Raw genomic sequence first — 13,138 nt, forward strand, 5'->3', positions numbered from 1 at the left:
GCCGCCGCGGGGCTTTTTCATGGCTTGTCCCGCGTCACCTCGATGCCCGGATCCTCGCCGCGCATGTCGAGACTTAGCACCCAGAGGTCCGGGTCGAAATCCACTTCCCGCTCGATCCGCTCACGGATTTTCGCCGGCTCGGCGTGGTTGAAGCGGCGCTGGAATACGAGGCCCGCCCCCTCATCGCGACTGAGCATCGGGGCCGGCGTATAAAGCGAATTGGTGCCGTCGAGGTGATCGACCGCAATGAAGATCTGACCGGCGATCGGGTCGCCGCGACGAGCGACGACGCACATATTGCCCAGATCATTGTGACGCCGCACGAAGGCCATGCACCAGATGTCGCTGCGCAGGCTCACCTAGATGATCGCGCCCGCCTTGACGAGCAGCTCCACCAGGTCCGGCTGCACCTGACCTGTCATCTTGTAGCGATGGAAGCTCTCGAATTCGCGGATCGCCCTGGCGGTTTCCGGGCCGGGCTTGCCATCGACCTGCGACTGGAAGAAGCCGAGACTGGCGAGGCCCCGCTGAATCTGCGTAACCAATTCGGTGTCATTGGCTGGGGGCGTGCGGGCAATAGCGGTGGTCACCAATGGCTGCGGCGCGGGTCCGGTCGTGGCAGCGGCCTGCGCTACCGGGGCCGGCATGGCCTGCGTCGCGGCGACATTAACCGTGGGAAGTGGTGGATTGGCCATGGCCTGAGGCGGCGTGCGCGACGTGTCAACGGCGGCGATAATCGAATCGATGGTATTTGCCGCCGTTTGCGCCACGTCGTCAAAGACCTGCTCGGCAGGCGACAATTCGGGCAAACGCGCCACGGCCGGATTCTGCTGCGGCAAAGTCGTGGCTGCGGGGGCGGGCTGTGGCGTCGGCACCAATGCGGCCTGGGGCTGAACCGGAGCCGGAGCCGGCGTTGAGGCTGGCCGCAATATCCGTCCCGAGGGATCGGAGGCCAGAATCGCTTCCATGACTGCATCATCCGTGCTGCCGGTCAGCTTCATACCGTTACGCTGCTCGAAGGCCCGGATCGCGTCGGCGGTCTTGGGGCCGTAATAGCCATCGATGGTGCCGGAAAAGAGATTGAGCTCGAACAGCTTTTTCTGCACCGCGAACATCCGGGCATTGCCCACCGGCGCATCGGGCACGATTGCCGCGCTGGTTACGCTGCCCGTGGTTTCGGCCGCTAAGGGCGCGGTCGCTTGCGGTGCGGCGATGGCAGGCAGGCTCGGTGCCGGCCGGTCGAGCGCGGGCGTCGGCAGGGCCGCGATGTGTTCGCGCGCCGGAGCAAAGAACGGCGATGGATGCTCGGCGGTTTGGAAATAAAGCGCATTGCTGCCCGCCAGCGCAGTCAGCGTCACCATGACCAGAAGCCCGGTGGAGGCGAGTGGCGCCCGCATATAGCGCTCCAGCGTCCATTGCCCCGCGCGAGCGAGGGAGCCAAGCAGGGCGCCGCTGGCCATGATCAGCGGCTGGGAAAGGGTCGCGGCGTTCATTGCGCTTTTCTTTTTTCGTTTTGCCATGAAGGGATAGTGTTGGCCAGCGGCTCTCGATGCAGATGGACGATGTCGGCAGTTTCGCCGGGTTTGGTTTCCGGACCGTTTATAGGCAGCAGAACCGTGATGGTTGTCCCCGCTCCAATTTCGGACATGGCCCGCAGCGTGCCGCCATGCAGTTCCACCAAGCCCTTGACGATAGACAGGCCCAGTCCGGTGCCTTCATATTTCCGGCTGAGCCCTTCCTGAACCTGGAAGAAAGGCTCCCCGATTCGGGCCAGTGCCGCCGGGGCCATGCCGATACCCCGGTCGCGGACCGAGAAATTGACCGATTGCCCCTGCCGCTTGACCGCAATGCTCACCAGGCCACCCTCGTGGCTGAACTTGATGGCGTTGGACAAAAGATTGATCAGGATCTGCCGGCACAAGCGCTCATCGGCGGTCAGCAAGGGCAGGTCCGCTTCCACTTCAGGCGCGAGTTGCACCTTCCGGTCGGCAGCCATGGTCTCAACCATGGAGAGGCAGGACGGCACGATACCACCCGGGTCCATCGGCGCGGCCTGAATCTCGAACTTGCCCGCCTCGATGCGCGACATGTCGAGCAGCATGCTGACCACTTCGAGCAGATGCCGGCCGCTCTGATGAATGAGACCTGCATATTCCTTGTGCGTCGTCGACAGCTCGCCGCCAATGCCGCTGGTCATCATTTCCGAGAAGCCGACAACGGCATTGAGCGGGGTACGCAATTCATGGCCGATCGTGGCCAGGAAACGCGACTTGGCCAGCGAGGCGTCCTCGGCGGCGCGCCGCGCTTCCGCCATGGCCGCTTCAGCATCCTTGCGGCTGGTAATGTCGCGCAACAGGGCAATCACTTCATTGCGTCCACCGCGTCCGGCATCCTCGAGAATGGGCGAAAGTTGCATTTCGACCCAAACGAAGCGCGGCACATTGCTGGCTGCATGCGGATCGTCGCGACGGAGGCGCAACTCGATGGTCCGACTGCGCCCGCCCTGATTGGCATCGGCAAAGGCGGTGAGGAAAGCAGGCCGGTCCAGCACATGCAGCCGATTGCCGAGATTATCGCCGGAAAGCTGGTAGCGCGGGCAGCCGAACAAGGCTTCCGACGACGGCGAGGCCAGCAGGATCGTGCCATCGCTGCCAAAGCGCAGCACCGCATCCTGCACATGATCGATCAGGTGCCGATATGCGCTGATCTGCGCCTTGTCATGCACTTCATAGCCCCCGCTGATACGGTGGGCGCTATGGGCCACGACCGCGAAGGCGGCGAGAAATCCAAAGGTTGAAGCCATCGGCATCTGGCTATCGCCCAGCGGCACGGCGCCAATTCCCGCAATGCTGGCTGTCGCCCCCATCAATATCAGCAGTGCCAAAGCGCACCAGCTTGCACGCCTATGGTCGGGGCGGGTTGTCAATGCAGCAAGGACGGGACCCATCAGCGCCATGCCCAAGCCGGCATCGCCGACTCGCGGATCGGCCATGGTCAGCACCAGCCCCGTCGCCATGAGAGTGGCGACCTGGATGGCGCTGGCACTATCGAAATGGGCGCTCTGATGGCTTGAAAGGCTGATCATGCCACCGGCCAGCAAGATGCTGGCGATCATGAAAGGCAGCGCCGCGCCGCCCATGAGCAGATACATGGCGGGCAGCATGGCCAGCGCCGCGATCCCGATCAGCAGGCGTGCATTATTGGCGATGGTCTTGCGGCGCAGCATTTCGGGGCGGTTGTCGATCCCGACCGGGACCACGCCTTCCGCCTTGCTGGTTCCGAACACCTTGAGGCTAACCATCAACTCAACTCACTAAACCGACGCCATTGCCGGAGCCACTGCTCCGATTCGCCCCGTTTCCGGGCCGGGTGCCCGCTTTCATGCGGGTCATAGGCGTCAGCCTCGCGCGCCAACATCTAAGACAGGCTTAAATGCCCGGCCCTGAGCGGGCTTGCCGGGGCGCTTTCGAAAGTTAGCGTAAACAAGGGGTTGCAATGGTGAGCGGCAATGGCGGCATTTATCTCAAATTTTATCGAAACGCCCCAGCAGCGTTTAAGGCGCGGCGCCTAGTCTCGGCTGCAGCAAGGCGGAAGCAAACCGCCAAATTGGATGAACGATGTTTCTTCTGCGCTCCGCATTCTGGCTCACGATAGCTTTTCTGGTCATCCGGCCGGGACTGGACGTCGATCTGGGCGCCTCGGCCACGGCCCTGTCGAATCAGGCGATGGCCCAGGGCAGCCAGTTCATCGCTGAACAGATCGAAGCCATCGAATGTGACAATTTTACCTGCATTGGCGGCAAGGCCATGGCCAGCGCCGCTCTCCAGACTAACCTGCTGGCCGCCGATCCCATGCACAGGTCCGCGGCGGCCAGTTCGATCCCCCTGCCTCGACCTCGGCCGGACCGGACGGGTTAGCGGGCGCTTTCCAACAGCGCCCGGCTTCGACATTCCGGAGGTCGTCACTTCCCCAAGTGACGCCGCTCCATAGACCTCCGGCTCCTGCCGCAAGCACCGCCCCGTGCTTGCGGCTTTTCTTTCGCGGCCGTCTGGCAAAGCACCCCGCCATCCCCTAGATAGGGCGCATGACCCAGCCGCAGCAATTCCAGGACATTGCCGAAAATCTCTCCTTTCTTGACGATTGGGAGGATCGCTATCGCTATCTGATCGAACTGGGGCAGGCATTGCCGAAGCTCGATGAAGCGGAGCGCACGCCCGGCAACAAGGTTCATGGTTGCGTGTCACAGGTCTGGCTGGTTGCGGAACCCGAAATCGTCGATGGCGTTCCAGGCCTCAAATTCCGTGGCGAAAGCGACGCCATGATTGTGCAGGGCCTGGTCGCGGTGCTACTGGCGCTCTATTCGGATCGTCCGGCCAGCGAGATTGCCGAAACCGACGCCATTGCTCTGTTCGATGAGCTTGGCCTGCGCGAACACCTCACCACCCAGCGCTCCAACGGGCTGGTGGCCATGGTCGGGCGTATTCACAACGAGGCGCGTGCGGCGCTGGGCTAAGCCAGCTTGCGAAGCCGCCGCATCATCGGCTCTTCCACCAGTCTGTAGAGAGCCCACCCGGCCGCTATGCCACCGGCGATGGCAATGGCCAGCACAAGGCCAACGATCAACGGATCGCTGGTGCCCAACATGCGCAGGGTCAGTCCAGCGACCGCCCCTACCGCGAAAATATGGGCGAGATAGATCGAATAGGACGCATCGCCCAGGGATTCGAGCCAGGCGATACGGGGCAGATATTGCGCCATTCCCACTGCCAATGCCACAAGGCCTCCCGAAGCCAGCAAAAATCCAAAAAACGCGACTTCATCCTCGACCAGGCCCCGATCAATGACGAAGCCTTGAACGAGTCCAAGCATGGCAAACAAGGCGAGCGGAATGGCGTATCGCTGCACCCAATCGTTCAGCCATCCTTCCAGATAGCCGAGACCGAGCCAGACGCCAGTTACAAAAGCGAGCGGCATGAAGCTGGTATAGAAGGCCGCTATCGCCCCTTCGGGCCGGACGCTGGCGCCGACGATCATCAGGGCGAGATAGGCAAGGGTCAGCATTGTGGCGCGGCGGCGGGCGCTGAACACCGCCAGCAGCGCGAAGCTGAAATAGAAAAACATCTCGTAATTGAGCGTCCAGCCCAGCTTGTAGAGCGGATGCAGTCCATGGCTTGCCGGATTGTAGAAAGGCACGAAGGCCAGCGACAGAACCAGGTGCAGCGCATCAAAGATAGTAGTCTTGAACAGGCTGGGCACCACCAATGCCAGCATGGCGGCGACAATGGTGAAGGCCCAATAGAGCGGCACAACGCGCAGAACCCGCTTGCGTAGAAACTTGATCGGATCGAACTGCTCAACGCCCGTCACCATCACCATGATGAAACCGGACACCACGAAGAACACGATGACCCCGAGCCATCCCAACCGTCCGAGGAACAGGACGGGTTCGGCAAGCGGGTATAGCAGGGCATGGGAAATCAATACGAAGATCGCGGCAATGGCCCGAAGATACTGGACCGTATGCAACTTGGAGTTCATCTGCCTGGGAACCCGGAGCAAAAATAGAGAACCTTAGGATCGGCTCAATATCACATTCCGGTCCCGCTCTTCATGGACAATGCCGACATCGTTAATCCAATGTCTCTGCGAACATGGCCGGCCGCTCGGGTAGCCAGGACCGCGAGGTCCCGCCGGCCCCACCCTCGGCCTTTTCAGACAAGCCCATGATCGAGGCAAGGTGATCCAACCCGATCCGCAGCACCAGCTTGGCACTGCGGCGCGGCCAGCCGCGTTCGGTCTCGACCTGCTGCAAACCTTTGTCGAAGCCGCAAATATCGATGAGCATGTCCCAGCAATCGCGCGGCACCCGCACGGCAAGCCCGGACAGCAAACGCCTCGCCGCCGTGGCGCTATCGGCCAGATCGCCCTGTCGTGATCGGCGCTGGTCACCGCCGACCCTCGTCGGATCATAGGACATGGTTACGCGCTGGCGCATCCGGGCCCGCTCGAAAAGCCGGGCCAGTCGCCGCGCCGCTTCAACCTGGTGCGGCGCCAGGAAACTGCCCTCACCGGCCCCAAGACGCAGCACTGCTTCGGGCGCCGGGTCGCCGTGCTGCTCAAGCATTGGTGAGGCCATCCCCATTTTCCAGCAGCGCTTCGAGCCGGCTGACATCCTCATCGAAATGGGGATCGTCGCGCATATCTTCGATAAGAGCACAGGCGTAGGAGACTGTTGTCCTATCACGCCCAAAGGCGATTCCGACCGCCGTGAGGCTCTGGCCCAGGACCACGTGGGTCAGATACATTGCGAGTTGCCGGGCACGAGCTGCGTCGGCGCGACAGCGAGACGGATTGAATAACAATGGCTTATGGATCATCCTGTCGCGCGCGACAAGCGTGGCGGCTCTGTCGGCGGAGGACGCGGCAGCGAACAAAGCTGCCCGAGGCTCTGAGGCGGAAGCGCAGCCAGAATTCATGAATATCTCCGATCAGAATTAGGATAATATTCCTAATTCTGTACGAAGGCTACCCACCCGGGGATAAGTCCGGCGCTATTTCGTGCTGCTGAAAAAGAGATGGCCGCCCCGAAGGGCGGCCGACCTGCGAAACCAATTTATAGTAGGTGTCAGCTGGCTTTGCGACCCAGGCCATTATCCTTGGCGAGTTTTGAGCGCGTCGCGGAATAGCTGGGTGCGACCATCGGGTAGTCTGCCGGCAGGCCCCACTTCTCGCGGTATTCTTCCGGCGAGAGATTGTAGTGCGTGCGCAGGTGGCGCTTGAGCGACTTGAACTTCTTGCCGTCTTCCAGACAGATTATGTAGTCCGCCGTAATCGACTTGCGAACCGGCACGGCGGGCTTCAATTCCTCGACCTGTGCCGGAATGTCATCATCCCGAAGGCCGCGCAATGCGCCATGGACTTCAGCGATCAACCGAGGCAGGTCGCCAGGGCTGACGGCATTGTGGCTAACATAGGCCGAGACGATTTCGGTGCTGAGCTCAACCAGATCTGATTCACCACTGGCGAACGCGCCGCTATCCTCGTTCATTTTTTCAACCTTCCAACTTTTCTTATAGACAGAAACAGGGAGGAGTTTCCGTCTTTGCGTTACTATGGCAATTTTGCTGTCAGGCGCAAGCCTGTACTGCCAATTATAGAAACAAGTTCAATTTAATTATTGGCAGAATTTTGTTTCTCATTTTTAGTTATGTCATCGACAACACTTTGATTGTCTGGCCTGTAATCAGCAAGATGACTAGCGCGAGCTAAAAGATGCGCGGCCAATGGCGTCGTGACCAACAAAAATATTATACCAATCAATGCGCGGATCGCGACCGCCATATCCAGTCCAACCAGCGCGACTGCCAATAGAATCAGCCCGCCGCCGACGGCCCCGGCCTTTGAGGCCGCGTGCATGCGGGTGTAGAGGTCTGGCAGGCGAATAACGCCAATGGTTGCGATCAACACAAAGGTTGCGCCGATCAGCAGCAATATTCCACCAAGATAAAGAGCCAGATCAACCAGCATTACGCGCGCCCTCCTTTTCGCGGCCGCGTCAGAATGTAGCGCGCGAGTGCGATGGTCGCGAGGAAGCCGAGCAGCGCCAGGGCAATGGCAATATCGAGGTAGAGCGTCAGTCCCGTCCGTATGGCGATGGCGCCGATGAACCCCATGGCCACGATGGTCAGCAGGTCGAGCGCCAGAACCCGATCCGAAAGGGTCGGTCCGACGACGATGCGCACCATGGAGAGCAGCAGCGCGAGGGCAAGCAGGGTCAGAGCGATCAGGCTGGCCCAATCGATAAACAGAGCGGGGCTCATGGGAAGACCTCCAGAACCTTCTTTTCGAAGCCATTCTTGATGTCGGCGATCATCGCCTCGCGGGTGTCGAAGGTCAGCGTATGCACGTAGAGCGTTGACCTGTCCGGGGAGAGATCGACGCTGAGCGTGCCCGGCGTCAGCGTGATGAGATTGGCAAGCATCGTGATCTGGATATCTGACTTGGCGCTCAAGGGCACCCCGATAATCGCGGGACGGATGACCTTGTTCATATCGGGACGCAGCACGATGATCGCCACACGGATGGCGCTCGCCATCAGTTCATAAAGAAAAAGGCCCAAAAGCGACAAGGCGAGGCGGGCGCGGCGGAGATGGCCGGGGCCAGTCAGCGTATGGCGCAGCAACAGCACCGCAACCCCACCGATCAGCCCACCGAACAGCAGGTTGAGGCCGGAGAAGGAGCCGGTTATCCCCGCCCAGATCAGGGCCAGTATGACCACGAGGAAAGCTGAACTCATCGCCTATCCTCCGCAAGGCCGGTTGCCGCAACATAGCGGGCGGGGTCGGCAATATCCTTCGCCCCGATGATCGCACCCTCGAATAGCGGTGATGGCCACAATCCGACCAGCACAATTCCTCCCGTCAGCAGAGCTGCGGCGCCGAAGCCCAATCTTCCTCTCTTGTCCAATGGGACAAGGGAGGGCCGGTGGTGTTCGGAGCCCTGCCCTTCCGGGCCGGAACGCCAGAAAATATGCGACCAGAGGCGGGTTCCGGCGACCAGGGTAAGCACAGCATTGACCAGCAGCGCCAAAGCCAGGCTGGCGCCTGCAATGTCAGGAGTGCCGGCGCTGGTCACTTGAGCCAGGGACGCCTGGAGCAGCAACAGCTTGGGCCAGAACCCGAGGAAGGGCGGCACGCCAGCGCTCGCCAGGACCAGCAGGAAGAATAGAACGGATAGCGGCCCGCTGGCGGCATAAAGGCCGCCCATATTGCGCGTATCGGTGCTGCCGGTGCGTTTTTCGACCAGTCCCGCCACCATGTAGAGCGCCGACATGGTGAGAATGGCATGGAAAATATAGAAACCGGCCCCGGCAATGCCGGTCTCGGTCGGAACAGCGATGCCAACCATCACGGCACCGATACCGCCGATAACGATAAAGCCGATGGCCCGGCGCAGATTGGTTTCGGCGATCGCACCCAGCGGCGCGAGCAGCAGCGTGGCGATGGCGAGCAATGTCAGCACCGGCTCCAGCAGATCGCGGCTCCCCGGCAGGAGCGCCACCAGCGCCCGCAGCAGGGCATAGGCGCCGACCTTGGTCAGCAGGCCCGCGAACAGTGCGGAAATCGCGGCGGGCGGCGTATGGTAGGCGGCCGGTAGCCAGGCGTTGAGAGGGAAGGCCGCCGCCTTCATGCCGAAGGCCAACAGCAGGAGCGCGGCGACACCGGTCATGGCAGCGGGATTGGCCAGGGGGGCGACGCGCAGGATGTCGGCCATATTCAGCGTGCCGAGCAGGCCATAGAGCAAACCCAGCGCGAGCAGGAACAGCGTGGTGGCGAGAAAATTGAGGAAACCGTATTTCACCGCGCCATCGAGCTGGGTCGGCCTGCCGCCCTGCACGATGAGGCCGAAGGACGCGATCAGCGTCACCTCGAACCAGACATAGAGATTGAAGAGGTCGCCGGTGAGAAATGCGCCCGTCACTCCCGCCAGAAGCAACAGCACCAGGGAATGAAATCCATCCCGGCCATCGGCCCCGGCGCGGTCGATCTCAGCATAGACGAGGATGAGCAGGGTGACGATTGACGCGGCAAGGGCGAAACCCGCGCCGAAAATGTCGGCGGTCAGGCTGATGCCGAAGGGCGGCAGCCACTTGCCCATGGTCATGCTGACCGGGCCATGCTCGAGCACTTTGAGCAGCAAGGCCGTTTCGCAGGCGATGATGCCAAGGAGCACTATTGTCGCCCCGATCAGCTGCGCCCTATCGCTTTTACGCACCATCAGCAGGCCCGCAGCGCCCATCAGCGCCAGCACGACGGGCAGAACAATGACCCAGTCGATGGGTGCAATGAGCGCTTCGCTCAGGGCTTGTGGCACGGTCGCGTCCATCTCAATAACTCAACGGCGGTTCTGGCGCGCGCTTCGGCTCGGCCAGGCGCATATTGTCGGTATTGTCTGCGTCGAGGCTCTGATAGGCGCGGAACGCCAGCACCAGCAGGAAGCTGAACATGGAAAAGCCGATGACGATGGCGGTAAGGATCAGCGCCTGCGGCAGCGGATTGGCGATCGGCCCTTCTGGCACCGAAAGACCGGCTGGAACGATGGGGGCGATTTCCCGGGTCACGCGCCCGGCAGTGAAGATCAGCAAATTGACGCCATTTCCGAAAATGGTCATGCCGATCAACATGCGAATGATGGAGCGCGACAGCAGTAGATAGATGCCCAGCGCAATGAAGAGACCGACCAAGACGGCGAGAATATAATCCATCTAAACATCCCCTCCGTCATCGCCTTCCAGCGACAGGGCAATGGTGGAGAGCGTGCCGAAGACGACGCAATAGACACCGAGGTCGAAAAACAGCGGCGTAGAAAGCGGCACCACCGCGTCCCCGATCTCCAGATAAAACCAGATGCTGGTCATGAAGGGAGCGTCGATGAATAGGCTGATCAGGCCCGACGCCCCGGCCATGACGACGCCGAAACCGGCAATGGCCATGGGATCGATCCGCAGTGCCCGGCGAACTTCGGCCACGCCCGAGGCCATGGCGAAAACGCCCATCGACGCCGCCGCGATCAGCCCGCCGATGAACCCGCCACCGGGATCATTGTGCCCCCGCAGACAGACATAGACAGAAAAGACCAGCATGAGGGCCACGATCATCGGGGCCAGGGTGCGAAAGATCACCGTGCTCATGGGGCGGCCTTTCTGGCGCGGCGCGGACGGGCGGGCTTGCCTGCCGCCGGCTTTTGACGCTGCCGCAACAGCGCCAGAATGGCGATGCCCGCCCCCATGACCACCGAGATTTCGCCCAGCGTATCGAAGCCACGATAATCGACGAGAATGACGTTGACGATGTTATGGCCGTGGGCGATGGGCACGCTGGTGGCGGTGAACAGGTCCGACAGGCGCGTATCGAGTGCGCCATTGAGCACCAGCATCAGCAACAGGCTGACGCCGGCCCCGCAGACAATGGCCAAAGTGCCGTCGCGCGCCCAGTCCTCGAACGGCCTCGGGTCGCGATCATCGAGCCGCAGCCGCGTCATCACGAAGGTGAGAATGACTACGGACAGGACTTCCACCATAAGCTGGGTGAAAGCCAGGTCCGGCGCGCCGAACAGCAGGAAAATCAGCGCCAGTGCCGCGCCTTGCACGCCCATGGCGAGAATGGCCAGGAGCCGCGTCGGCGCCGCCAGCACTGCCAAAAGCCCTGCAATGGTCAGGACAATGACACCCCATTCATAGGGCTGCATATGAGGCAAGACAAAACCCGCCGCCCAATTGCCAAGATCGGCATCGGGGTAAATCCAGTCAAAGCCGCCAAGCGCCAGCATGGGAGCGAACAGGGAAACGGCCAGAACAGCGAAGACCAGAACCAGATAGAGTTCGAGCCGGCCATGATGCAAGGACCGGGTCACGGCGCCGGAAAAGCGGATCAATCCGAACATGGCGGCATCGAAGGCACTATCGGCCGTCCAGCCCACAGCATTGTCGAAGCGGCGAAGCAGCGTACGGATGCGGTCGGCCTGCCGATAGATCAGGATGGCCGCAAGCCAGGTCAGCGCCGAAAGCCAGAGCAAGAGGCTGGTAAAGTCCAGTGCCAGCGTCAGATGGCTCGCGACCTCGGCTTGCAGGATAGATGAGGCGGCGGGCACCAAAACATCATGGCCTAACCAGTCCGGCAACACGCCGGCGACGATTCCAGCCACGCCGAGAAGGACCGGGCCGAGCAACATGGCGATAGGCGCTTCGTGCGGTGATTTCGGGAGCGGCACGGCCTCGCCCAGGAAGGGCCGGATCATGACAATCAGCGCCACCGCTCCCAGCATGGCGTTGCCCACAAACAGAACGGCCAGCACCGCAAGGCCCATCCAATCGCCGCCGAGCAATCCGAGATACATTTCTTCCTTGGCGAAATAGCCGATGGTCAGCGGCAGGCCGACCATCGACAAGGACGCCATTGCGGCCGCGATAAAACTTGCGGGCATCTTGTCGGCCAAGCCACCGAGGCTGGTAATTTCGCGTGTTCCAGTCTCGTGATCAATTGCGCCGGCCACCATGAACAGGCCAGCCTTGTAGAGGGCATGGGCGACGAAATAGACCACCATGGCGGCAATCGCCGCTTCGCTCCCCAGCCCGATCAGCAAGGTTAACAGGCCCAGCGAGGCGATCGTGGTCTGCGCCAATATTTGCTTGAGATCGGTCTGTTTGAGCGCGCCGAGCGCCCCCCAGATCAGGGTCAGGGCGCCAAAACCCACCAGGAGGCCGGTCCAGATTTCAGTGCCGCCGAGAACCGGGTTTATGCGCGCGAGAAGGTAGATGCCCGCCTGCACCATGGTTGCCGAATGCAGGAAAGCCGAAACCGGCGTCGGCGCCTCCATGGCATTGGGCAGCCAGAAATGAAGCGGAAACTGCGCCGATTTGGTGAAGGCGGCACCAAGGAAACAAAACAGCATAAGGCCGTAAAATGCATGGTCGCGCAGCAGATCGCCCAGGAGGCGCAATGCGCTCATGTCCCAGCTTCCCGAAAACTGGTGGACCAGGATTGCGCCCGCTAGCAGGGCCATGCCGCCGATATTGGTGAGGACCAGAGCCTGAATGGCGCCGCGCCGCGCCGCTTGCCGCGTGTGGTCGAAGCCGATCAGCAGGAACGAGGTAACAGAGGTCAATTCCCAGAAAAGGAACAACACCAGCAGGCTGTCGGCGAGGACCAGCCCGAGCATGGCGCCCATGAAGGCCAGCATGAAGCCGAGAAACCGGCCCTGATGATGGTGTCCGGCCAGGTAGGCGCCAGAATAAAGCAGGATCAGCGTACCGATGCCAGAAATCGTGAGCGCAAAGACCAGGCTTAGTCCGTCGATGAAAAAACTGAGATGGAGGTCATAGGCGGCGACCCACGGAAACGAGATTGCCACGGTGCCACCGCCGATGATTGTTTCGGCAAAGCCCAGCAGGAAGAGGAAAATCGTGGCGGGCACGAACGCCAGCAGCCAACCGGTGAAGCGCCCGAGGAGACGATGAACCATTGGAGTCAGGATGGCGGCGAGAAACGGCGCCATTGCCACGAATGCGATGCCCGTTTCAGAGGCTGGCCACAACCCTGCCAATTCCTCTCCCCCAATGCGATTCTTCAGATGTCCGGGC

16 protein-coding genes are annotated in these 13,138 nt (G+C 61.5%); 2 read left to right on the plus strand and 14 right to left on the minus strand.

Annotated elements, in window-relative coordinates; all coding sequences use genetic code 11:
* Positions 1–17: 17 nt before the first annotated feature.
* The 3 genes from H0482_RS11420 to H0482_RS11430 are packed head-to-tail and all read right to left on the minus strand — an operon-like array spanning position 18 to position 3,301.
* Positions 18–359 (minus strand): DUF1491 family protein, encoded by a 342-nt coding sequence (locus H0482_RS11420; RefSeq protein ID WP_193730179.1) that lies wholly within the window; start codon positions 357–359, stop codon positions 18–20.
* Positions 360–1,493, minus strand: a complete 1,134-nt coding sequence (locus H0482_RS11425; RefSeq protein ID WP_193730180.1) for a peptidoglycan-binding domain-containing protein — start codon at positions 1,491–1,493, stop codon at positions 360–362.
* The gene (locus H0482_RS11430; RefSeq protein WP_193730181.1) at positions 1,490–3,301 is read right to left on the minus strand and encodes a PAS domain-containing sensor histidine kinase; all 1,812 of its coding nucleotides are present in this window, start codon (positions 3,299–3,301) and stop codon (positions 1,490–1,492) included. The genes H0482_RS11425 and H0482_RS11430 overlap by 4 nt, the downstream gene beginning before the upstream one ends.
* Positions 3,302–3,617: 316 nt before the next feature.
* On the opposite strand from H0482_RS11430, the gene H0482_RS11435 reads away from it, so the two are divergent.
* Both H0482_RS11435 and H0482_RS11440 read left to right on the plus strand, forming a co-directional pair.
* Positions 3,618–3,917, plus strand: coding sequence for a hypothetical protein (locus H0482_RS11435; protein WP_193730182.1), 300 nt, complete (start codon positions 3,618–3,620; stop codon positions 3,915–3,917).
* A gap of 167 nt (positions 3,918–4,084) precedes the next feature.
* Positions 4,085–4,513, plus strand: coding sequence for a SufE family protein (locus H0482_RS11440; RefSeq protein ID WP_193730183.1), 429 nt, complete (start codon positions 4,085–4,087; stop codon positions 4,511–4,513).
* Here H0482_RS11440 and H0482_RS11445 read toward each other — a convergent pair.
* The 11 genes from H0482_RS11445 to mbhE all read right to left on the minus strand — a co-directional run bounded on the left by H0482_RS11445 (position 4,510) and on the right by mbhE (position 13,053).
* Positions 4,510–5,538 (minus strand): acyltransferase family protein, encoded by a 1,029-nt coding sequence (locus H0482_RS11445; protein ID WP_193730184.1) that lies wholly within the window; start codon positions 5,536–5,538, stop codon positions 4,510–4,512. The genes H0482_RS11440 and H0482_RS11445 overlap by 4 nt on opposite strands.
* 91 nt (positions 5,539–5,629) lie before the next feature.
* Entirely contained in the window at positions 5,630–6,136 is a 507-nt protein-coding gene (locus tag H0482_RS11450) for a DUF6456 domain-containing protein (RefSeq protein WP_193730185.1), read from the minus strand.
* Positions 6,117–6,476 (minus strand): helix-turn-helix domain-containing protein, encoded by a 360-nt coding sequence (locus H0482_RS11455; protein ID WP_330998256.1) that lies wholly within the window; start codon positions 6,474–6,476, stop codon positions 6,117–6,119. The genes H0482_RS11450 and H0482_RS11455 overlap by 20 nt, the downstream gene beginning before the upstream one ends.
* A 149-nt stretch (positions 6,477–6,625) precedes the next feature.
* Positions 6,626–7,048, minus strand: coding sequence for a MucR family transcriptional regulator (locus H0482_RS11460; protein WP_193730186.1), 423 nt, complete (start codon positions 7,046–7,048; stop codon positions 6,626–6,628).
* A gap of 122 nt (positions 7,049–7,170) precedes the next feature.
* Positions 7,171–7,527 carry a monovalent cation/H(+) antiporter subunit G gene (gene mnhG, locus H0482_RS11465; protein ID WP_193730187.1) on the minus strand — a complete coding sequence of 119 codons (357 nt, stop codon included), beginning with the start codon at positions 7,525–7,527 and terminating at the stop codon, positions 7,171–7,173.
* Entirely contained in the window at positions 7,527–7,820 is a 294-nt protein-coding gene (locus H0482_RS11470) for a cation:proton antiporter (protein WP_193730188.1), read from the minus strand. The genes mnhG and H0482_RS11470 overlap by 1 nt, the downstream gene beginning before the upstream one ends.
* Entirely contained in the window at positions 7,817–8,296 is a 480-nt protein-coding gene (locus tag H0482_RS11475; protein ID WP_193730189.1) for a Na+/H+ antiporter subunit E, read from the minus strand. The genes H0482_RS11470 and H0482_RS11475 overlap by 4 nt, the downstream gene beginning before the upstream one ends.
* Entirely contained in the window at positions 8,293–9,873 is a 1,581-nt protein-coding gene (locus H0482_RS11480; RefSeq protein WP_193730190.1) for a proton-conducting transporter transmembrane domain-containing protein, read from the minus strand. Before H0482_RS11480 ends, H0482_RS11475 begins: the two co-directional genes overlap by 4 nt.
* A 13-nt stretch (positions 9,874–9,886) precedes the next feature.
* Complete coding sequence (locus H0482_RS11485; protein ID WP_193730191.1) at positions 9,887–10,264, minus strand: Na+/H+ antiporter subunit C; 378 nt, start codon at positions 10,262–10,264, stop codon at positions 9,887–9,889.
* Positions 10,265–10,690, minus strand: coding sequence for an MnhB domain-containing protein (locus tag H0482_RS11490; RefSeq protein WP_193730192.1), 426 nt, complete (start codon positions 10,688–10,690; stop codon positions 10,265–10,267).
* A complete protein-coding gene (mbhE, locus tag H0482_RS11495) occupies positions 10,687–13,053 on the minus strand; it encodes a hydrogen gas-evolving membrane-bound hydrogenase subunit E (RefSeq protein WP_193730193.1) in 2,367 nt (788 codons plus the stop codon). Before mbhE ends, H0482_RS11490 begins: the two co-directional genes overlap by 4 nt.
* Between the last annotated feature and the right edge of the window lie 85 nt (positions 13,054–13,138).

The organism is Devosia faecipullorum (genome assembly GCF_015158295.1).
GTDB lineage: Bacteria > Pseudomonadota > Alphaproteobacteria > Rhizobiales > Devosiaceae > Devosia > Devosia faecipullorum.